The organism is Variovorax sp. J22G73 (assembly GCF_030317035.1).
Lineage (GTDB): Bacteria > Pseudomonadota > Gammaproteobacteria > Burkholderiales > Burkholderiaceae_C > Variovorax.
Genome location: NZ_JASZYK010000001.1, coordinates 1,441,960 through 1,463,138 on the forward strand (window position 1 = coordinate 1,441,960; position 21,179 = coordinate 1,463,138).

At 69.7% G+C, this 21,179-nt stretch carries 17 protein-coding genes; 14 read left to right on the top strand and 3 right to left on the bottom strand.

Features of this window, described 5'->3' with window-relative positions:
• Positions 1-45 precede the first annotated feature (45 nt).
• From QTI51_RS06790 to QTI51_RS06825, 8 genes are read left to right on the top strand one after another with little or no spacing between them, the layout of a single operon-like run.
• Positions 46-414 (top strand): DUF2149 domain-containing protein, encoded by a 369-nt coding sequence (locus QTI51_RS06790; RefSeq protein ID WP_116908870.1) that lies wholly within the window; start codon positions 46-48, stop codon positions 412-414.
• On the top strand, positions 411-4,544 hold the full coding sequence (gene cobN, locus QTI51_RS06795) for a cobaltochelatase subunit CobN (RefSeq protein ID WP_286512281.1): 4,134 nt from the start codon (positions 411-413) through the stop codon (positions 4,542-4,544). Before QTI51_RS06790 ends, cobN begins: the two co-directional genes overlap by 4 nt.
• A gap of 21 nt (positions 4,545-4,565) precedes the next feature.
• The gene (gene cbiB, locus QTI51_RS06800) at positions 4,566-5,549 is read left to right on the top strand and encodes an adenosylcobinamide-phosphate synthase CbiB (RefSeq protein ID WP_165840301.1); all 984 of its coding nucleotides are present in this window, start codon (positions 4,566-4,568) and stop codon (positions 5,547-5,549) included.
• Positions 5,546-6,556, top strand: a complete 1,011-nt coding sequence (locus QTI51_RS06805; RefSeq protein ID WP_116909100.1) for an aminotransferase class I/II-fold pyridoxal phosphate-dependent enzyme — start codon at positions 5,546-5,548, stop codon at positions 6,554-6,556. Before cbiB ends, QTI51_RS06805 begins: the two co-directional genes overlap by 4 nt.
• A 43-nt stretch (positions 6,557-6,599) precedes the next feature.
• Positions 6,600-6,953 (top strand): CidA/LrgA family protein, encoded by a 354-nt coding sequence (locus QTI51_RS06810; protein WP_116908872.1) that lies wholly within the window; start codon positions 6,600-6,602, stop codon positions 6,951-6,953.
• Entirely contained in the window at positions 6,950-7,678 is a 729-nt protein-coding gene (locus tag QTI51_RS06815; protein WP_116908873.1) for an LrgB family protein, read from the top strand. Before QTI51_RS06810 ends, QTI51_RS06815 begins: the two co-directional genes overlap by 4 nt.
• 14 nt (positions 7,679-7,692) lie before the next feature.
• Positions 7,693-8,286 carry a GNAT family N-acetyltransferase gene (locus QTI51_RS06820; RefSeq protein WP_286512274.1) on the top strand — a complete coding sequence of 198 codons (594 nt, stop codon included), beginning with the start codon at positions 7,693-7,695 and terminating at the stop codon, positions 8,284-8,286.
• Positions 8,287-8,319: 33 nt separating this feature from the next.
• Positions 8,320-8,784 carry an OsmC family protein gene (locus QTI51_RS06825; protein ID WP_116908875.1) on the top strand — a complete coding sequence of 155 codons (465 nt, stop codon included), beginning with the start codon at positions 8,320-8,322 and terminating at the stop codon, positions 8,782-8,784.
• 70 nt (positions 8,785-8,854) lie between these two features.
• Here QTI51_RS06825 and QTI51_RS06830 read toward each other — a convergent pair whose 3' ends face one another.
• Positions 8,855-9,682 (bottom strand): flagellar brake protein, encoded by an 828-nt coding sequence (locus QTI51_RS06830; RefSeq protein WP_116908876.1) that lies wholly within the window; start codon positions 9,680-9,682, stop codon positions 8,855-8,857.
• Positions 9,683-9,874: 192 nt separating this feature from the next.
• Positions 9,875-10,789 (bottom strand): LysR family transcriptional regulator, encoded by a 915-nt coding sequence (locus tag QTI51_RS06835; protein ID WP_116908877.1) that lies wholly within the window; start codon positions 10,787-10,789, stop codon positions 9,875-9,877.
• A 200-nt stretch (positions 10,790-10,989) separates the two neighbouring features.
• Between QTI51_RS06835 and QTI51_RS06840 the strand changes: the two genes are divergently transcribed.
• From QTI51_RS06840 to QTI51_RS06855, 4 genes are all read left to right on the top strand, one after another.
• Positions 10,990-11,919 (top strand): alpha/beta hydrolase fold domain-containing protein, encoded by a 930-nt coding sequence (locus QTI51_RS06840; protein ID WP_286512271.1) that lies wholly within the window; start codon positions 10,990-10,992, stop codon positions 11,917-11,919.
• Positions 11,920-12,067: 148 nt separating this feature from the next.
• Positions 12,068-13,318 carry an efflux RND transporter periplasmic adaptor subunit gene (locus QTI51_RS06845; RefSeq protein ID WP_116908878.1) on the top strand — a complete coding sequence of 417 codons (1,251 nt, stop codon included), beginning with the start codon at positions 12,068-12,070 and terminating at the stop codon, positions 13,316-13,318.
• A gap of 40 nt (positions 13,319-13,358) precedes the next feature.
• A complete protein-coding gene (locus QTI51_RS06850) occupies positions 13,359-16,640 on the top strand; it encodes an efflux RND transporter permease subunit (RefSeq protein ID WP_116908879.1) in 3,282 nt (1,093 codons plus the stop codon).
• Positions 16,641-16,664: 24 nt separating this feature from the next.
• Entirely contained in the window at positions 16,665-18,122 is a 1,458-nt protein-coding gene (locus QTI51_RS06855; RefSeq protein ID WP_286512266.1) for an efflux transporter outer membrane subunit, read from the top strand.
• Positions 18,123-18,223: 101 nt separating this feature from the next.
• On the opposite strand, the gene QTI51_RS06860 is transcribed toward QTI51_RS06855, so the two are convergent.
• A complete protein-coding gene (locus tag QTI51_RS06860; protein ID WP_116908881.1) occupies positions 18,224-18,451 on the bottom strand; it encodes a hypothetical protein in 228 nt (75 codons plus the stop codon).
• 156 nt (positions 18,452-18,607) lie between these two features.
• Here QTI51_RS06860 and QTI51_RS06865 point away from each other — a divergent pair, with 156 nt between their 5' ends.
• Complete coding sequence (locus tag QTI51_RS06865; RefSeq protein WP_116908882.1) at positions 18,608-20,092, top strand: cobyric acid synthase; 1,485 nt, start codon at positions 18,608-18,610, stop codon at positions 20,090-20,092.
• On the top strand, positions 20,089-21,171 hold the full coding sequence (gene cobT, locus QTI51_RS06870; protein WP_116908883.1) for a nicotinate-nucleotide--dimethylbenzimidazole phosphoribosyltransferase: 1,083 nt from the start codon (positions 20,089-20,091) through the stop codon (positions 21,169-21,171). Before QTI51_RS06865 ends, cobT begins: the two co-directional genes overlap by 4 nt.
• Positions 21,172-21,179 lie beyond the last annotated feature (8 nt).

Below are 21,179 nucleotides of genomic sequence, written 5' to 3' on the forward strand. Positions count from 1 at the left end.
TCGCTCCCGCTTGGCGGGAAGGCGCGCAGCGCCAAGGGTGCACCAATGAGCCGCAGGCAGTTCTCGATATTGAGCAGCCTGGACAGCGACGACGACGACCCGGTGCTCTCCACCATCAACCTGATCGACGTGTTCATGGTCGTCATCGGCATGCTGATGATCGCGGTCATCAACAACCCGATGAACCCGTTCGCGCAGGACAAGGTGACGGTCATCCGCAACGAGGGGCAGCCGAACATGGAGATCATCACGCGCGAGGGCCGGAAGATCACGCGCTTCAAGGCCAGCGGCGCGACGGGGCAGGGCGACGGCGAGAAGGCCGGCACCGCGTGGCGGCTGAAGGACGGCACGATGGTGTATGTGCCGGCGGATGCGGTGCCTGCGGGAATCCCGCCCGCGCAGGGCGGGAAGTGACGCGGCTTTTCCTTTGGCTGCTGTGGGCGTCGTGCGCGGCGCTGGGGCTGCTCGCACCGACGCACGCGCAACAGGCGCCGTCTCGCGTCGTGGTGCTGAGCACCTCGCTGGTGTCGCCGGCACGCGTGGTGCGACTGCAGGCTGCTGCGCGAGAAGCTGGCGTGCCGCTCCAGGTGGTGTCGGCCACCACGGATTCGCCGGATGCGCTGGCCGCAGCGCTCGACGGCGCGCGGCTGCTGGTCGTCGACGCGCCGCACATCAGCGTGGCGCAGGCCGCCGCGGCGCGCTTCGGCGACACGGTGTCGCGCAGCGCCACGCCGTATGTGCTGGTCGGCGAATTCGCGTTGGTGGCGAAGGGCCAGGCGTCTGCCGCGCCACCGCTGGCGTCGGAGCGCGGCGTCGATCCCGCGTGGGCGCAACGGCTGCGCGAGTACTGGCGCTTTTCCGGGGCGGCCAACCTGGGGGCGGCGATGAAGGCGCTGTCGCAACCCGGCCAGCTCGCGGGCTTGCCGGCGGCTGTTCCGCTGCCCTTGGCGGGCCTGTATCACCCGGGCTGGCCGCGCATAGAGACCGACATCACCGCCATCGACAGGCTGCCCGGTGCAGGGGATGGCAATCGAAAGGGAAATGGCAATGGAAACGACAAAGGCACGATCGCCATCGCCATCAACAGCGCCACCGTCACCGGCGACGACACCGGCTGGCTCGACACGCTCATCGCCTCGCTCGAGCAGCGCGGCCTGCGCGCCTACGCTTTCTACGGCCCGCGCCAGCAGAAAGACCTGTTCTTTCGCATGACGCATGCCGGCGAGCGGCGCGTGGCCGATGCCATCGTCAATGCCGCGCTGGTCTTCAGCCCGAACGAACGCAAGGTCGAGCTGGAACGCATCGGCGTGCCGGTGCTGCAGACGCTGCCTTCGCTGGCCATGGACGCGGCGCAATGGGCGCAGAGCAAGGACGGCCTCTCGCAGACCGACATCGCCGCGTACTACAGCCCGAGCGAGCTGGCCGGCATGACCGACCCGATGCTGGTCAGCGCGCGCGATGCCGCCGCCGGCACGCTGGCGCCGCTGCCCGCGCAGATCGACGCGGTGGCCGACAAGGCCGCTGCCTTGCTGCGGCTGCAGCGCACGCCGCCGGCCGAGCGCCGCGTGGCGATGCTGGTCTACAACTACCCGCCGGGGGAGGCGAACTTCGGCGCGTCCTTTCTGAACGTGCCGCGCAGCGTGAACAACATGCTGGCGGCGATGCAGTCGGCCGGCTACCGCACCGAGTTGCCGGGCACCGACGCGCTCATCGCGCAGGTGCAGGCGACGATGAAGGCCTACTACCCGACCGGGCAGGGCGATGCCTTGCAGCCCTTGCTCGACGGCAACCTGGCCGACGCGCTGCCGCTCGCGCGCTACCTCGCGTGGTTCCGCGCGCTGCCGGCTGAAACGCAACGCCGCATCGAAGGCTACTGGGGCCCGCCCGAGCAATCGACGCTGCTGCGAGACGTCGCGGGCCAGCGGGCCTTCGTGATTCCGCGGGTGCGCTACGGCAACGTGGTGGTGCTGCGCCAGCCGCCGCGCTTCGAGCCCGGCACACAGGTGGCCGACAAGGCCGCGCAGGTGTACCACCGCTCGGCCATTCCGCTGAGCCACAGCTACCTAGCGACCTACCTGTGGCTGCGCACGCAGTTCGGCGCCGCCGCGGTGGTGCACGTGGGCACGCACGGCACCGTGGAGTGGTCCGCCGGCAAGGAGCGCGGGCTGTCGGTGCAGGACGACCCCTTGCTCGCGCTGGGCGACCTGCCCAACGTGTACCCGTACATCATGGACAACCTGGGCGAGGCGACCACCGCCAAGCGACGCGGCCGCGCGACCATGGTGAGCCACTCGACACCGATGTTCGCGCCCGCCGGCTTTCGCCCCGGCGTTCAGCGGATGCACGAGCGCATGCACGACTGGGAAACGCTGTCGCCCGGGCCGGTGAAGGCCGCGATGGAGCGGCAGCTGGCGGCCGACTTCGCCGCGCAGCATTTCGACCGCGACCTGAAGTGGACGCCCGCGCGCATCCGCGCCGACTTCGCAGGCTTCATCGCCGTGCTGCACCCGTACCTGGACGAACTCGCGCAGACCGCGCAACCGCTGGGCCTGGCGACCTTCGGGCAGGCGCCGAGCGCCGAGCGCAGGCGCATGACGGTCCTGCAGATCCTGGGCAAGCCGCTGGCCGAGGCGCTGGGCGAAGACATCGACGAGGTGTTTTTGGTCGATGCGAACAACGTGGCCCGCTCGCGGCCCGCGCGCTGGATCGAACTGGCGCTCACCGATGCGCAGGCCGCCAGCGACATGGGCAAGACCGCTGACGACAGGCAGAGCCTGAAGGTGCTGGCCGAGCGCGCCCGCAAGCTGGACGAGGTGCTCGCGCACAACGAGGAAATCGAGGGCCTGCTGACCGCGCTCGACGGGCGCTACCTGAAGTCCAGCTATGGCGGCGACCCGGTGCGCAACCCCGACAGCCTGCCGACCGGGCGCAACCTGTACGGCTTCGACCCCAGCCGCGTGCCGACGCGCGCGGCATGGGACACCGGCGTGGCCGCGATGGACGCCTGGCTCGCCGACCACGCCAGAAGCCATGGCGGCAAGGCGCCCGAAAAGATCGCGTTCACGCTCTGGGCCGGCGAGGCCTCGCGCCACCAGGGCGTGCTCGAGAGCCAGGCCTTCTACACGCTGGGCGTGAAGCCGCGCTGGGACGAAGGCGGGCGCATGGCGGGCATCGAGGTGATTCCGGCGGCGGTGCTGAAGCGGCCGCGCATCGACGTGCTGGTCAGCGTCACCGGCTCGTACCGCGATCAGTTCCCGAACGTGATGCGCTGGCTCGACGAGGCGGTGCAGCAGGTGGCGGCCCTTCACGAATCCACTGGGTCCGGTGATCCGGTCAATGTGGTCAATGCGGTCAATGCGGTCGCGCAGCACAGCGAGGCCCTGGCCGCCAGGCTGCGCGCGCAAGGCGCCTCCGCGCAGGAGGCGCAGCGCTGGTCGACGGCGCGCGTGTTCTCCAACGAGCAGGGCAGCTACGGCGCCGGGCTCGAAGAGGCCGCGCTGGCCACCGACATGTGGAAGGGCCAGCAGCGCGGCGGCGGAGACGCGCAGATGGCGCAGCTCTACATGGACCGCATGGGCCACGCCTACGGCAAGGGCCTCGACGGCGCGGCGCGGCCCGGCGCGTACGCGGGCAACCTGGCGCAGGTCGATGCGGCGCTGATGGCGCGCAGCTCCAACCTGTACGGCGTGCTGACCAACGACGACCCGTTCCAGTACCTGGGCGGCATCGCGCAGGCGGTGCGACAGCTCACCGGCAAGGACCCGGCGCTTTACGTGCAGAACCTGCGCGACGGCGGCGCCGTGCGCACCGACACCGCCGCCGGCGCCATCGCGCGCGAGATGCAGACGCGCTACCTGCACCCGCAATGGATCGCCGCGCAGAAGGCCGAGGGGTACAGCGGCACGCTGCAGGTGCTGAAGACCGCGCAGTTCCTCTGGGGCTGGCAGGTGACGGCGCCGGCCGCGGTGCGGCAAGACCAGTGGCAGTCGCTGCACGACGTGTACGTGCGAGATCGATACAAGCTGGGCACGCGCGAATGGCTCGAAGGCGACAACCGCGCCGCCTTCGCGCAGACGCTGGAGCGCATGCTCGACGCGGTGCGGCTGAACTACTGGAAGCCCGATGCCGACACGCGGCGCGAGCTGGCGCAGGCCTATGCGCAGGCCGCGCGTGCGAGCGGGCTGCGTGAGCGCAATGCGGGTGTGCAGCGGTTTGTGCAGGCTGAACTGGCACCGGCTACAGCGACAGCGCCTGTGCAGGCGCAGCCGCGGCGCGTGGTTGAGCCGGTGGTTGCTGCGGCGCCTTCGTTCGTACCTGCTCCTGAATCTTCTGCTGCACCCGCACCGGCTGAAACGCCCGCGCCTGAGCCCGCGCCGGCAAACACCCAGCCGGTCAGCGGCCTCAAGCTCGAACCCACGCCCGCCGCCGCACCGGCCCCGCAGCCCGAGACCGTCGTGCTGCGGCTGTGGGTCGCATTCGGTGCCGCATTGCTCGTCGCATTCGGCGCGCTGGTGCAGTGGCGCCGGGGCAGGGAGGCCGCCTGATTCGCGAGAATGGCGGCTCCCATGCTCCACCCGAATCTTGAATACGCCCTTGCCGTGGCCGCCGCGCTGTGGACCGCGCTGGCCGTCGACCGCTGGCTGGGCGAGCCGCCCGCGGCGCTGCACCCGGTCGTGTGGATGGGCAACTACCTCGGCGCGATCGGTTCGCGCGTGGCGCCGCGCATGCACGCGGCCCGGCCTGTCGACCTGCCGATGTTCTTCATCGGCGCGCTGACCTGGTGCGTGGGCGCGGCCTGCGCCTGGGGCGTGGCGATGGCCTTGCAGACGCTGGTCGTGCAATGGCTCGCGCCGTGGGCCGTGGCGCTGCTGCTGGGCCTGCTGCTCAAGCCGCTGTTCGCCTGGCGCATGCTGCGCGACGAGGTGCTGGCAGTCGAGGCCGCGCTGGCCGTGTCGCTTGATGCCGGGCGCAAGCAGCTCGCGCGGCTGGTGAGTCGCGACGTGTCTTCGCTCAGCGAGCGCGAGGTGCGCGAAAGCGCCATCGAATCGCTCGCGGAAAACCTCAACGACTCGCTGGTGGCGCCGGTGTTCTGGTTCGTGCTGTTCGGGCTGCCGGGCGCGGCGCTCTATCGCTTCGCCAACACGGCCGACGCCATGTGGGGCTACCGCGGCGAGCGCAACGGCCGCGACTGGACCTGGCTGGGCAAATGGGCCGCGCGCGCGGACGACGTGCTCTCGTGGGTGCCGGCGCGCATCACCGTCGTGCTGCTGGCGCTGGCGGCATGGCGCTGGCCCACCGGAGCCGCGGGGCTGTCTGGCGAGGCGCGCCGCACGCCGTCGCCCAACAGCGGCTGGCCGATGGCGGCGATGGCGCTGCTGCTCGGCGTGCGGCTGGCCAAGCCGGGCGTGTACGCGCTGAACGCCGAGGGGCGCGCGCCTTCGGCCGCCGACATGCAGCGCACCGCGCAGCTTGGCGAGCGGGCGGCGTTGGCGCTGGGCGTGGGCGCGTCGCTGCTCATCGTGGCGACCACGGGATGGCGCTGGGCATGAGCACGGCGATGCACGGCGGGCCCGACGCATCTGGCGCGGCACCGCACGATTTCTCGACCAACGGCAATGCGGTCGGGCCTTGTCCGGTCGCGGTGGACGCGCTGCGGCAGGCCGACGCCGCGCACTACCCCGACCCGCACTACACGGCCTTGCGCGCGAGGCTCGCGGACTTCCATGGCGTGGCCGTCGAGCGCATCGTCGTCGCGGCGAGCGCCAGCGAATTCATCCACCGCATCAGCGCCGCCGTGATGCAGCAGGGCGGCCGCACCGCCTGGCTGCCGGCGCACAGCTACGGCGACTACGAACGCGCGGCGCGGGCCTGGGGCCTGCAGGTGCTGCGCGCGCCGCAGGCACCGGAGGGAGCCGCGCTGCGCTGGTGCTGCGAACCATCGAGCCCGCTGGGCCAGCCGCAGGCCGACTTGCCGCAACAGGCCGCGAGCGAGAGCGGCGTCTGCGTGCTCGATCTCGCGTACGAGCCGCTGCGCCTGGAAGGAAGCCCGTCGCTCGATGCCGCCCAACGCGACCGCGTCTGGCAGATGTGGACCCCCAACAAGGCCATGGGCCTGACCGGCATCCGCGCCGCCTACGCCATCGCGCCCGTGCAGGCGGCGGCGGAGGGCGACCTGCTGCAGCGCATCGAACGCCTCGCTCCTTCATGGCCGCTGGGCACGCACGGCGTGGCCTTGCTCCACACCTGGGTCGGCGACGAAGCCCGGCGCTGGCTCGCGCAGAGCCTGCAGACCTTGGGCGAATGGAAGTCGCAGCAACGTGCCCTCTGCGAATCGCTCGGCTGGCACTGCCTGCCCAGTGACGCCAACTTTTTCTGCGCACGCACAGAGCGCCCGTACCCCGAACTGGCCGCCGCCTTGCGCGCCGACGGCATCAAGCTGCGCGACTGCGCCTCCTTCGGGTTGCCGGGCCATGTGCGCCTGGGCGTGCTGCCGCCCGCGAGCCAGCGCGCCTTGAAAGAGGGATGGACACGCGCGGCCGCTCGCGCCGACCATTGACCGCACACCATTCCGCCCACCATTCCGCACAGGGAGACAGACCATGCTCTATGCCATCACCACGCTCTTTCTCTGCCAGCTTGCCGGCGAACTGCTGGTGCAGTGGCTGGGGCTGCCCATTCCCGGTCCGCTGATCGGCATGGTGCTGCTGTTCGCCGGGCTGCTGGTGCGCCGCAGCGTGCCGCAGGCGCTCGCCGACACTTCGGGCCACCTGCTGCGCAACCTGATGCTGCTGTTCATCCCGGCGGTGGCCGGGGTCATGCTGCATTTCGAGCGGGTGGGGCGCGAGTGGCTGCCTTTCCTGGCGGCGGGCATCGTCGGCGCGGCCTTCACCATGACCGTGACCGCGCTCACCTTCCGCTGGATGATCCGCGTCACCGGAAAGAACGCCGAATGACCGCGCCCGCCAGGCTTGCCGACATCTGGGTGTTTCTTGCGCAGTCGCCGCTGCTGTGGCTGTCGCTCACGCTGCTGGCCTACCTGGGCGCGCTGTGGCTGCACACGCGCAGCGGGCGCAACCCGGTGGTCAACCCTGTGCTGATCTCGGTGGTGGTCATCGTGGGCGTGCTGCTGCTCACGCGCACGCCGTACGCCACCTACTTCGAGGGCGCGAAGTTCGTGCACTTCCTCATCGGGCCGGCCACGGTGGCGCTGGCGGTGCCGCTGTACGGGCAGGTCGGGCGCCTGCGGCGGCTGTGGCTGCCCATTGGCGTGGCGCTGCTGGTGGGCTCGGTGGCGGCCATCGTGTCGGCCATCGGCATCGCGTGGGTGCTGGGCGGCTCGCACGAGCTGATGATGTCGCTCGCGCCCAAGTCGGCCACCATGCCCATCGCCATGGGCGTGGCCGAGAAGATCGGCGGGCTGCCTTCTCTCGCGGCCGTGGCGGCGGCGGTGGCCGGCATTTCGGGCGCGATCATGGCCACCGGGCTGCTGAACCTGCTGCGCATCAAGGAGCCCGCGGTGCGCGGCTTCGCGGTCGGCATGGCGGCGCACGGCATCGGCACGGCGCGCGCCATCCAGGTGAACGAGACGGCGGGCGCGTTCTCGGCGCTGGCCATGGGGCTGAACGGCATCGCGACCGCGCTGCTGGTGCCGCTCGTCGTGAAGCTCATGGGCGCCTGAAGGAGCGAAACCGCATGCCGCTGTACCGTTCCCGTCCCGTCACCGACCCGCGACCCATGGAGCTCGTGTGGCCGGCCAGGCCTTATCTGCCCAGCTACGTGTCGGCATTGAACCGGGGCTGGGCGCGCGACGAATCGCGGCCCGAATCGGGCCCCGAGGATCGCGCCGCCATCGAGGCCGATGCCGCGCTGTTCCTGGCGAGCCTGGTCGACCGCGAGGCCCGGGGCGCGCCCGTCACCATGCCCGACGGCACCCAGGTGCCGCGGCTGCCGGGCTACAAGTGCTGGATGTGGGACGGCGAGTTCTGCGGCAGCATCGACCTGCGCTGGCAGCCCGGCACGATCGCGCTGCCGGCGTACTGCCTGGGCCACATCGGCTACAGCGTCGTGCCCTGGAAGCAGCGCAAGGGCTACGCCACGCGCGCGCTCAATGCCATGCTGACGCTGGCGGCCGGCGAAGGCCTGAGCCGCGTCGAGGTCACGACCAGCCCCGGCAACATCGCCTCGCGGAAGGTGATCGAGGCCAACGGCGGCGTGCTGGCCGAGAGCTTTCTCACGCTGCCCAGCCAGGGCAGCCTGACCAAGTACCGCTACTTCATCTACCTTTGACACCCTTTTGACACCTTCTAGCGAGGCACGCACATGGCTCACTACACCGCGGAAATCCTCTGGGAACGGGGCGATCAGGACTTTCTGGCCAACACCTACAGCCGCCGGCATTCGTTGCGCTTCGACGGCGGCGCCGAGGTGCCGGGCTCGTCGTCGCCGCATGTGGTGCCGCTGCCCATGTCCGACGCCTCGGCCGTGGACCCCGAAGAGATGTTCGTCGCCTCGCTGTCGAACTGCCACATGCTGTGGTTCCTCACGATGGCGGTGAAGCGCAAGTTCGTGGTCGACCGCTATTTCGACGCGGCCAGCGGCGTGATGGAAAAGAACGCCGAGGGCAAGCTGGCGATGACGGTGGTCACGCTACGGCCCGAGGTGAGGTTTTCGGGCGAGAACCTGCCGACGCGGGAGCAGGTAGCGCACATGCACCACCGGGCGCATGAAGAATGCTTCATCGCGAATTCGGTGAAGACCGAGGTGCGTTGCGAGCCGGTGTTCTGACCGGGCGCAGCGAGCAGCTTTCGAAGCGCGTCAGCGCACGAGCGTGTCAGCGCGTAAACGCACGAGCGCTTCAGCGCACCAGCGCGTTGCGCTTCATTTCAAGCTGCGTGATCAGCTTCTGCAGCCGGCCTTCCACGCTGCCCGGCAGCGCCATGAAGCGAAAGCCGAGCTGGTAGCGCAGCTTGCCGTTCGGCAGCGTGGTGTGGCGCCGCGACACCAGTTCCAGGTCGATCGACAGCTTGCCCATCGTGCCCAGCGACAGCTCGCAGTTGCGCAGGAAGGTACCGATCGACAGGTGCAGCACGCGCTCGTCCATGGTGCGCATGCCGACGCCGCCGAGCGACAGGTCGTTCACTTCAAAGCGAAAGGCGTCGCCCTTGGGCCAGCGGCCGGTGCAGGTGAAGGAGTCGAGCGGCGTGTCGACGCGGAAATACTCCCGGCGCTGCAGGTAGAACAGCACCTCGGGAAAGTCGACCTCGAAGGCGGGCAGCCCTTCGAAGCGGGTCTCGCGCGGGGTGGCGGTGGCGAACTCGACGCGCACGCCCTCGGGCTGGGCGCTGAACTGGCAGCGCGTGGCCGCCAGCAGTCCCTGGTTCTGTTCGGGCGACGAGCCCCAGTCGAAGGTGAAGGTGCGCGCGCGCACGTCCACGTCGAGCAGCTGCGTGACGAGCTGGCCGCCGGCGTACTGCACGGTGAGGAAGTCGCTGCCGTTGACCAGGCCGCGCAGCCGCGCGCCGATTTCCAGCGGGTTCCGGCGGCCGAATTCGTGGGCGCCTTCGTCGATGCGCTCCTTGGCGCCTTCGTGGGCGCTCTCATTGGCGCTCTCTGTGACGGTCTCGTCCGGCGGGGTGTGCGTCTGGGCGGGCGCTTCGGCCTGGCCGTTCGACTGGTTTTCCATGGGTTTGCGGGAAGGTAGTTTCTTGCGTGCGCGGTCTTCAGCGAAGCCGCGGCACGCGCGTTCGTGCCGGAGATTGCGGGGCGGTGCGCTCTCGGGTCTGGCTCTCTATCAATAGCGGCACCGGCGGGCGAAAGTTTAGGGGGCGGCGATGAAATATTTGCTTCATCGCCCCCTTTTCGACACCCTGGGCCTTCAGCGCCGCTGCAGCCGCGGGTTCTTGGCGAACAGCTCGGCGGCCCAGTCCACGAAGGCCCGCACCTTGGCGCTCAGGTGGCGGTTGGGCGGGTACACCACGTGGATGGGCAGCGGGTCGCGCTCCCAGTCGGGCAGCACCTCGACCAGTTCGCCGCTTTCCAGCAGCGGCTCGGCCATGAAGGTGATGCACTGCGAAATGCCGAAGCCGCCCAGCACCGCCGTGATGTGCGCGTTGCTCTCGTTGACCGACACGCGGTAGTGCCCGTTCAGCTCGATGTGCTCGTCGCCCTTCTTGAACTCGTGCGGGTACACGCGCCGCGTGGTGCCCGAAAAGTAGCTCACCACCACGTGGCGCTTCTCGATGTCGTTCGGGTGCTGCGGCATGCCGTAGCGCTTGATGTACGCGGGCGAGGCCACGGTCACGAAGTGCAGGGTGCCGATGCGCCGCGCCACCAGCGACTGGTCGTTGAGCTCGCCGGCGCGGATCACGCAGTCGACGTTGTCGCTGATGAGGTCGACCGTGCGGTCGCTCACGCCCAGGTCGACCTGGATGTCGGGGTAGCGGTCGCAGAAGCTGGCCAGGTGGGGCAGGATGATGAGCCTGGCCACCGAGGTGCCGATGTCGATGCGCAGCCGCCCCGTGGGGTTGGCCTGCGCATTGGTCATGCTGGCTTCCATGTCGTCGAAGTCGTTCAGCAGGCGCGCCGCGCGCTCGTAGTAGGCCGCGCCGTCGGGCGTGACCGTGACGCGCCGCGTGGTGCGGTTGAGCAGCTTCACGCGCAGGCGCGATTCCAGCGCCTGGATCTGCTTGGTGACCGTGCCCTTGGGCAGGGCGAGAGAGTCTGCCGCCCGGGTGAAAGTGCCGGCCTCCACGACGCGGACAAAGATCCGCATGGCCTGGATTTGATCCATCGAATGCCTGTTCTGGGGTACCCGGCCCACACCGGGGGAGGCGGATTCTTACACAGCAAGGGCATTTCCCTAGTGACCATCCGATTGTTAGCGGATTGGAAACAGAGTAGGGGCATGAACCCTGTTTAACGTCACAGCCCGCGCCTTATATTTCATCCATCGCGCAATAGTCCGATCACCCTATTCCCCAGAGGTCGCCCATGTCACCCGCTCCATCGTCCCTTTCTGCCGAAGCTGCCGTCCGCGCCGCCACGCAAGGCGTGGAAGCCGATCTTTCGATCGAGCTGCCCGGCCGCGAGCCGGTCGCCGCCCGTGTGTACGGGCAGCGGGCCAAGGGCGAGGTGGTGCCGCTGGTGCTGCATTTCCATGGCGGCACCTTCACGTGCGGCGGCCTGGACAACGGGCGCAACGTGGCCCGGCTGCTGTCGGGCGCGGGCGCGGTGGTGGTTTCGCTGGCCTACCCGCTGGTGCCGTTCCCCGAACCCATCGAGGTGGGCTACGCCGCCCTCGAATGGCTCTACAAGCAACGCACCAAGCTCGGCGGCAAGGGCACCCAGGTGTACCTGGCCGGCGAGGAAGCCGGCGGCAACCTGGCCGCCGCGGTGGCGCTGATTGCCCGTGACCGGGCCCATCCGCCCATCGCCGGGCAGATCCTGCTGTCGCCCATGCTCGACCCGTGCGCCGGCACCGCCTCGCTGCGCAAGGCCACCAACGACGCGCCCGAGTGCCGTTGGGCCAGCGGCTGGGAAAAGTACCTGAGCTGCCCCTCGAACGCCACGCACCCCTACGCGGTGCCCAGCGGTTCGCTGCGGCTGGCGGCGCTGGCACCGGCCCTGGTGCTGGTGGGCGCGGACGACGCGATGCACGACGAGGCCATGGCCTTCGCCAACCGCCTGCGCGGCGCCGGCATCGACGTGACGAGCAGCGTGCTGCCCAGCGCCTCGAACTGGCCCAAGGCGCTGTACGACACCGAGAACACGGCTTGCGTGGCCTGTGAGGCCACGGTGCAGCGGCACTTCCGTGAGTTCTTCAGCGCCACCTCGCCACAGGCGGCGTCGAGCACCACGGCATCGGCCGCTGCCAAGCCATCGGCCGCTGCTTCGCGCACGGCCCCCAACCACCCCAGTTAACACCCGGCCCGCCCCGGCTGCCTGATCGACACGCTGCCAGCGCGGCAGCGTGCGAGGGCCCTTTTTTTCCTGAATTTCGCCTCCTGGTGCCGAAAAGCGCCGGGCTGGCCTGTTGCATCCCAAAAGTCATCGAGAAGGACGAAACATCATGTCGAACAACGAAAAAAAGCTGTCTTCCACCGCCCCCAAGGCGCTGTGGCCCGCCGTGACCGGCCTGACCGCGGTGCTGGCCGTGGCCGCCGCCGTGCTGGGCATGCACAGTTTCAAGGCCGAAGCCACCGGCGCACCGGCGGCGCCGCAGGCCACGCCCGTGTCGGTGGCCACCGTGGCCTCGAGCGAAATCAACGCCTGGGACGAGTTCTCGGGCCGGCTCGAAGCCGTGGAGCGCGTCGATGTGCGTTCCCGCGTGGCGGGCGCCGTGCAGTCGGTGCACTTCCGTGAAGGCGCGCTGGTGAAGCAGGGCGACCTGCTGGTCACCATCGACCCCGCGCCCTACGCGGCCGAGGTCGAGCGCGCTGAAGCACAGGTGGCCTCCGCCCAGGCCCGCCAGTCGTTCAGCCGCAGCGAGCAGGAGCGCGCCAAGCGCCTGTGGGACGACAAGGCCATTGCCCAGCGTGAGTACGACGAGCGCGTGAACGCCGGCAGCGAGGCCAACGCCAACCTGCGCGCGGCGCAGGCCCAGCTGCAAACGGCGCGCCTGAGCCTGGGCTACACCCAGGTTCGCGCCCCGGTGTCGGGCCGCATCGGCAAGATCGAGGTCACGGTGGGCAACCTGGTGGCGGCCGGTCCGGGCGCCCCGGTGCTGACCACGCTGGTGTCGGTGAGCCCGATCTACGCGAGCTTCGACGCCGACGAGCAGGTCATCACCCGTGCCCTGAAAGACCTGCCGAGCGGCTCCAGCGCCCGCGGCCTGATCGACACCATTCCCGTGCAGATGGGCACCGCCGGCCTCGAGGGCACGCCCTTCACCGGCAAGCTGCAGCTCATCGACAACCAGGTCGACGCCCGCAGCGGCACGGTGCGCGTGCGTGCCTCGTTCGACAACAAGGACGGCGCGCTCATTCCGGGCCAGTTCGCCCGCATCCGCATGGGCCAGGCGCGCAACGACACGGCGCTGCTCGTGAGCGAACGCGCCATCGGCACCGACCAGAACAAGAAGTTCGTGATGGTCGTGGGCGAAGACAACAAGGCCGTCTACCGCGAAGTGGCGCTGGGCGCCTCCATCAACGGCCTGCGCGTCGTGAGCAAGGGCCTGAAGGCGGGCGACCGCGTGGTGGTCAACGGCCTGCAGCACATCCGCCCGGGTGCGCTGGTGGCGCCGCAGCAAGTGACCATGGACGCCAAGGCCGACCCCAAGCAACAACAACCGGAACGCGTGGCCGAGGCCGCGAAGTCCTGATTTCGGAGGAGGGCGCTTTCGCGCCCGCCGGAGAACCAACATGAATCTCTCAAAATTCTTCATCGACCGGCCGATCTTTGCCGGCGTGCTGTCGCTATTGATGCTGATAGCCGGCCTGATCGCGCTGCGCGGGCTGCCGATCTCGGAGTACCCCGAAGTCGCGCCGCCCTCGGTGGTGGTGCGCGCCACGTACCCCGGGGCCAACCCCAAGGTGATCGCCGAGACCGTTGCCACGCCCATCGAGGAACAGATCAACGGCGTCGAGGGCATGCTCTACATGGGCAGCCAGGCCACCACCGACGGCGTGCTCACGCTGACCGTCACCTTCCGCCTGGGCACCGACCCCGACAAGGCGCAGCAGCTGGTGCAGAACCGCGTCTCGCAAGCCGAGCCGCGCCTGCCCGAGGAAGTGCGCCGGCTCGGCATCACGACCGTGAAGAGCGCGCCGGACCTGACGATGGTGGTCCACCTCGTCTCGCCGAACAACCGCTACGACATCAACTACCTGCGCAACTACGCGGTGCTGAACGTGAAGGACCCGCTCGCGCGCATCGAAGGCGTGGGCCAAGTGCAGATCTTCGGCGGCGGCGACTACTCGATGCGCGTGTGGCTCGACCCGCAGAAGGTCGCGCAGCGCGGCCTCTCGGCCAGCGACGTGGTGGCCGCCATCCGTGGCCAGAACGTGCAGGCCGCGGCCGGCGTGGTGGGTGCTTCTCCGGGCCTGTCGGGCGTGGACATGCAGCTCTCCATCAATGCGCAAGGGCGCCTGCAGAGCGAAGAAGAATTCGGCGACATCATCGTCAAGAGCGGCACCGACGGCGCCGTGACCCGGCTGCGCGACATCGGCCGCCTCGAAATGGGCGCCGCCGACTACTCGCTGCGTTCGCTGCTGAACAACGACCCGGCCGTGGGCATGGGCGTGTTCCAGGCACCGGGCTCGAACGCACTCGACATCTCGTCGAACGTGCGCAAGACCATGGAAGAGCTCAACAAGAACATGCCCGAGGGCCTGGAATACCGCATCGCCTACGACCCCACGCAGTTCGTGCGCGCGTCGATCGAGTCGGTGATCCACACGCTGCTCGAAGCCATCATGCTGGTGGTGCTGGTGGTGATCCTGTTCCTGCAGACGTGGCGTGCTTCCATCATTCCGCTGCTGGCCGTGCCGGTGTCGGTGATCGGTACCTTCGCGGTGCTGCATGTGCTGGGCTTCTCGATCAACGCGCTGAGCCTGTTCGGGCTGGTGCTGGCCATCGGCATCGTGGTGGACGACGCCATCGTGGTGGTGGAGAACGTGGAGCGCAACATCGAGGCGGGACTCTCGCCGCGTGAGGCAACCTACCGCGCCATGCGCGAGGTGTCGGGCCCCATCATCGCCATCGCGCTGGTGCTGGTGGCCGTGTTCGTGCCGCTGGCCTTCATCAGCGGCCTCACGGGCCAGTTCTACCGCCAGTTCGCGGTGACCATCGCGATCTCGACGGTGATCTCGGCCATCAACTCGCTCACCCTGTCGCCCGCGCTCGCCGCCTTGCTGCTGCGCGGCCACGACCAGCCCAAGGACGCGCTGACGCGCGGCATGGACAAGGCCTTCGGCTGGCTGTTCCGCGGCTTCAACCGCATGTTCCATCGCGGTTCTGAGGCCTACAGCGGCGGCGTGAAGAGCGTCATCTCGCGCAAGTCGCTGATGCTGGTGATCTACGTGGCGCTCATCGCCGTGACCTTCGGCCTGTTCAAGGCGGTGCCCGGCGGCTTCGTGCCGGCGCAGGACAAGCAATACCTCATCGGCTTTGCGCAACTGCCCGACGGTGCCACGCTGGACCGCACCGAAGACGTGATCACCCGCATGGGCGACATCATGAAGAAGAACCCGAACATCCAGGACGCCATCGCGTTCCCGGGCCTGTCGATCAACGGCTTCACCAACAGCTCCAACTCGGGCATCGTGTTCGCCACGCTCAAGCCCTTCGACGAGCGCAAGCGCCCCGACCAGAGCGGCGGCGCGGTGGCCGGCCAGCTGAACGGTGCCTTCGCGGGCATCCAGGACGCGTTCATCGTCATGTTCCCGCCGCCGCCGGTGGCGGGCCTGGGCACCACGGGCGGCTTCAAGCTGCAACTGGAAGACCGCGCCTCGGTCGGCTACGACCAGATGGACCAGGCGGTGAAGGCCTTCATGGCCAAGGCGCAGGCCGCGCCCGAGCTGGCCGGCATGTTCACGAGCTGGCAGGTCAACGTGCCGCAGCTGTACGCGGACATCGACCGCACCAAGGCGCGGCAGCTCGGGGTGCCCGTGACGGACATCTTCGACACTATGCAGATCTACCTGGGCAGCCTGTATGCGAACGACTTCAACAAGTTCGGCCGCACGTACAGCGTGCGGGTGCAGGCCGACGCGCCTTACCGCGCCCGTGCCGAGGACGTGGGCCTGCTGAAGGTGCGCTCGACCTCGGGCGAGATGGTGCCGCTGGCCGCGCTGATGAAGGTCAACTCGACCTTCGGGCCGGAACGCGCCATGCGCTACAACGGCTACCTGGCCGCCGACATCAACGGTGGCCCGGCACCGGGCTATTCCTCGGGCCAGGCGCAGGACGCGATCACCAAGATTGCCGCCGAAACGCTGCCCAAGGGCGTGAGCTTCGAGTGGACGGAGCTGACGTACCAGGAAATCCTGGCCGGCAACTCCGCCTTCCTGGTGTTCCCGCTGGCCATCCTGCTGGTGTTCCTGGTGCTGGCCGCGCAGTACGAGAGCCTGACGCTGCCGATCGCCATCATCCTGATCGTGCCGATGGGCATCATGGCCGCGATGGCGGGCGTATGGATATCGGGGGGTGACAACAACGTCTTCACGCAGATCGGGCTGATCGTGCTGGTGGGGCTGAGTGCGAAGAACGCGATCCTGATCGTGGAGTTCGCACGGGAGCTGGAGTTTGCCGGGCGAACGCCGGTGCAAGCCGCCATCGAGGCCAGCCGCCTGCGCCTGCGCCCGATCCTGATGACCTCGCTGGCCTTCGTGATGGGTGTGCTGCCCCTGGTGCTGTCGACCGGCGCCGGCTCGGAAATGCGCAAGGCCATGGGCGTGGCGGTGTTCGCCGGAATGATCGGCGTGACGGCCTTCGGCCTGTTCCTGACGCCGGTGTTCTATGTGCTGCTGCGCCGCCTGGCGGGCAACAAGCCGCTGAAGCTGCATGGCGAAGTGCCGCATGGCGACGAGTTCGTGTCGGCGGAGCATCCGGCGGCGCCTGCATCGCAAGGCCCGCACGGTGGTTCGGGTGGTGGCGGGCTGCACCCGGTGCCCGCGTCGCCGCGCCCCTCGCATGACGCCTGATCGACAAGAAAGAGAAAGCTGATCATGAAATTCTCAGTACAACCTCTGGTGAGACCGCTCCGCACGGCTTTGCTGCCGCTGATGGCCGCCCTGGTGCTGGCCGGCTGTGCCACCGTGCCTTCGGGCGTGCCCGAAATCACGACCACGGCGCAGTTCAAGGAACAGGGCGCCACGCCGCCGGCCGGCTTCACGCGGGCCCTGCCCGCCGAGGCCAAGGCCCGCGGCGCCTGGTGGCTGGCCTTCAACGACCCGGCGCTGAATGCGCTGGTCGAGAAGGCCGACGTGAACAACAACAACATCCAGGCCGCGGCCGCGCGGCTGGCCGAGGCCCGCGCGCTGGCGCGCAGCGCCAATGCCGACCGCCTGCCGCAGATAGGCCTGGGGGCCGGCGCCAACCGCGGCGCGGGCCTGGACAAGGCCACGGCCAGCACCCGGCCGGCGACGATCACCAACATCGGCGCCACCTTCTCGTACGAGGTCGACCTGTTCGGCCGGCTGTCGGGCGCCAGCAACGCGGCCCAGCTCGACGCGGCCGGCCGCGAGGCGCTGCTGCAGAGCACGCGCCTGGCGGTGCAGGCCGAGGTGGCGCAAACCTACCTGCAGCTGCGCGCGCTGGACGCCGAGCGCGCCCTGGTGCGCGAGCAGGTCGAGGCCTACCGCGACACCCTGCGCCTGTCGCAGCGCCGCGAGCAGGCCGGCGACATCGCCGAGCTCGACGTGGCGCGCGTGCAGACCGAGGTGTCGTCGACCGAGTCCGACGCACTGGCGCTCGACCGCCAGCGCGCCCAGGTCGAACATGCGCTCGCCGTGCTGGTGGGCGATTCGGCCTCCAGCTTCGCGCTGCGCAGCGACGAATGGTCGACGGCCCTGCCGTCGATTCCGCCCGGCGTGCCCGGCACCGTGCTCACGCGCCGGCCCGACGTGTCGGCCGCGCAGAGCGCGGTGATGGCCGCGCAGGCCCGCGTGGGCGTGGCGCAGACCGCGTGGTTTCCGGACATTTCGCTGACCGGCGCGGCCGGCTACGCCTCGCCCGAAATCGGCGACCTCTTCAAGTGGTCGGCCCGCTCGTGGGGCGTGGGCGCGCTGCTGTCGCTGCCCATCTTCGACGGCGGGCGCCGCGAGGCCAGCGTGCAGGGCGCCAATGCGCAGCTCGACGGCGCGCTGGCCAGCTACCGCACGCAGGTGCTCACCGCGTTCCAGGAAGTGGAAGACCAGCTGTCGTCCATCCGCATCCTGCAGGAGCAGTCGGTGGTGCAGGCGCAGGCGGTCACGTCGGCGCAGCGCGCCACCAGCCTGTCGGACACGCGCTACCGCAACGGCTACATCAGCCAGCTCGACCTGCTGGACGCGCGCCGCAGCGAGCTGCGCAACCGCCGCCAGGCGCTGCAGGTGAAGTCGGCGCAGTACCAGGCGGCCGTGGGGCTGATCCGCGCCATCGGCGGGGGCTGGGACGCGCCCGCGCAGACCGTGGCCGCGCGCTGAGCGGTCTGTGGTCCGTGGCCGGCTAGGGAAGAAGCGAAGGAATCAAGGAAAAGTTTGAAAGCCTGAACGCCAGAGAAGGCGGTCTTTGCGCCGCCGTGGGTTCAGCCGTGAGAGGCTGGGCCTGCGGCGGCGCTTATTTTTTGCAGTTCCGACACGCCCATGGCCAGCGCGTTCGAGTAGCTGGCCTGGGGCTTGGTGGCGGTGCGGTACACGCGGTAGTCGAGCGTTTCCGACGAGTCGCCGCCGTGGTGGGCTTCGAGCAGCGTCCAGAAAAACTGGCCGGGTTCACGTTCTTCGACGGCAAGAGCCAAATCGTTCAAAGCTGGCATGGGTCCCTGGGTGCAATGCGTTGTGTGTGATGCCCTGTCTACGCAACAACAGGTACTTTTGGATTCATCGACTGCATTTGCAATGCGTCAGGTGTGAAAAATGTCGCATTTCGTCGGTATCCATCGTCAGGAATCGGCCTCAACGACAATCCGCCGATGAGTTCAAAGGCGAAAAACGGGCCGGCGCTGTGCGTCATGGTGCTCGGCACCACCAGCGGGGCCGGCAAGAGCTGGCTGGCCACCGCGCTGTGCCGCTGGTATGCGCGGCGCGGCCTGAAAGTGGCGCCTTTCAAGGCGCAGAACATGAGCAACAACGCCCGCGTGGTGGGCGGCGGCGAAATCGGCAGCGCCCAGTACTTCCAGGCCCTGGCCGCCCACGCCGTGCCCGACGTGCGCATGAACCCGCTGCTGCTCAAGCCCGAGCGCGACACCCACAGCCAGGTGGTGCTGATGGGGCAGGTCAGCGAAGAACTCTCGGCCTTGCCCTGGCGCGGGCGCAGCGAGCGCGTATGGCCGCAGATTGCGCAGGCGCTGGACGAGCTGCGCGCCGAGAACGACGTGGTCGTCATCGAAGGGGCCGGTTCGCCGGCCGAAATCAACCTGATGGCCAGCGACATCGTCAACATGCGCATCGCCCGGCATGCGCAGGCGCGCTGCCTGCTGGCGACCGACATCGACCGCGGTGGCGCCTTTGCCCACCTGTACGGCACCTGGGCGCTGCTGCCCGAAGCCGACCGCGCGCTGCTGCGCGGCTTCGTGCTCAACAAGTTCCGCGGCGACGCTTCGCTGCTGGCCCCGGCGCCGCAGCAACTGCAGGCGCTGACCGGCGTGCCCACCGTGGCCACGCTGCCCATGTGGTGGCAGCACGGCCTGCCCGAAGAAGACGGCGTGTTCGACGACCGCAGCCGCAGCAGCGGTGCCGTGTCTTGCACCGTTGCCGTGGTGGCGTACCCGCGCATCAGCAACCTCGACGAGTTCCAGGCGCTGAAGAACGTGCCGGGCGTGCGCCTGGTCTGGGCGCGCGCGCCGGCGGACGTGGCCGCGGCCGACTGGATCGTGCTGCCCGGCTCCAAGCACACCAGCGGCGACCTGGCCTGGCTTCGCGCGCAGGGGCTGGACCGTGCCGTGGCCGCGCACGCCGAACGCGGCGGCGCGGTGCTGGGCATCTGCGGCGGGCTGCAGATGCTGGGCGAGGCGCTGGTCGACCCGCACGGCATCGACGGCAACGCGCCGGGGCTCGGCCTGCTGCCGCTGGTGACGGTGTTCGCGCGCGAGAAAACGGTGCGACACCGCACGGCGCGCTTCGACAAACTGGGCGGGGAGCTGAACGGCGAACAGAGCGGCGCCTGGGGCGCGCTCTCCGGCGTCACCGTCGCCGGCTACGAGATCCATCACGGCCAGACCGCCGAGCACCCGCAGATGGCGCAAGACGGCCAGGCCGTGATGCCCGACGGGCTGGCCTGGCAGAACGCGCGCGGCAACGTGCTGGGCATCTACCTGCACGGCCTGTTCGAAGACCCGGGCGCGCTGCACGCGCTGTTCGGTGCCGCCACGCCCACGCTGGACGCCACCTTCGACGGCCTGGCCGACTTCATCGACACCCACTTCGACGCCGGCGTGCTCGCCGGACTGATTGCATGAACGATTCCTCCTTTTCCACTCCTGCCATTCCCGCCATTCCCGCCATTCCGACCATCGCCGACCTGTACGACGCGCCACTCGTCGCCCGGCTCCAGCACGTGCTCGACAACAAGACCAAGCCGCTGGGCGCGCTCGGCCGGCTCGAGGCGCTGGCGCTGCGCATCGGCGCCATCCTGGGCAGCGAGCAGCCGGTGCTCGAGGCGCCGCAGATGCTGGTGTGCGCGGGCGACCACGGGTTGGCGGCGCGCGGCGTGTCGGCGTATCCGAGCGACGTGACCTGGCAGATGGTGGAGAACTTCCTGGCCGGCGGTGCCGCCGTGAGCGTGCTCGCGCGCCAGCACGGCCTGGCGCTCACGGTGGTCGACTGCGGCGTACGGCGCGACTTCCAGCCGCGCCCCGGGCTGGTGTCGCGCCGCATCGCCGCGGGCACGGCCGACGCGTCCACCGGCCCGGCCATGACGGCGGCGCAATGCGCCCAGGCCATCTCCAACGGCCGCGAGGTGGTGCGCGCGCTGCCGGGCAACGCGCTGCTGCTGGGCGAGATGGGCATCGGCAACAGCTCGTCGGCGGCGCTGCTGCTGGCGCGGCTGGGCGCGCTGCACCTGGACGACTGCATCGGCATCGGCACCGGGCTGGACGCCGCGGGCCTGGCGCGCAAGCGCGAGGTGCTCGGCGAGGTGCTGGCGCTGCACGCGGCGGCGGCGGCGGCGGCGCCGCTGGAGGCGCTGGCCGCCTTCGGCGGGTTCGAGATCGCCACGCTGGTGGGCGCCGTGCTGCAGGCGGCCGAGGAGCGCCGCGTGATCGTGGTCGACGGCTTCATCGCCAGTTCGGCCGTGCTGGTGGCGCAGGCGCTGCAGCCGATGGTGGTGCAGCGCTGCGTGGCCGCGCACTGCTCGGCCGAGCCGGGGCATGTGCTGCTGCTGGCGCGCCTGGGGCTGGACCCGCTGCTGAACCTGGAGCTGCGCCTGGGCGAGGGCTCGGGCGGCGCGCTGGCGTGGCCGCTGCTGGAGTCGGCCTGCCGCATCCTGCGCGAGATGGCGAGCTTCGAGGCGGCCGGCGTGTCGCGCAAGGATGCCTGAGGTCAGGT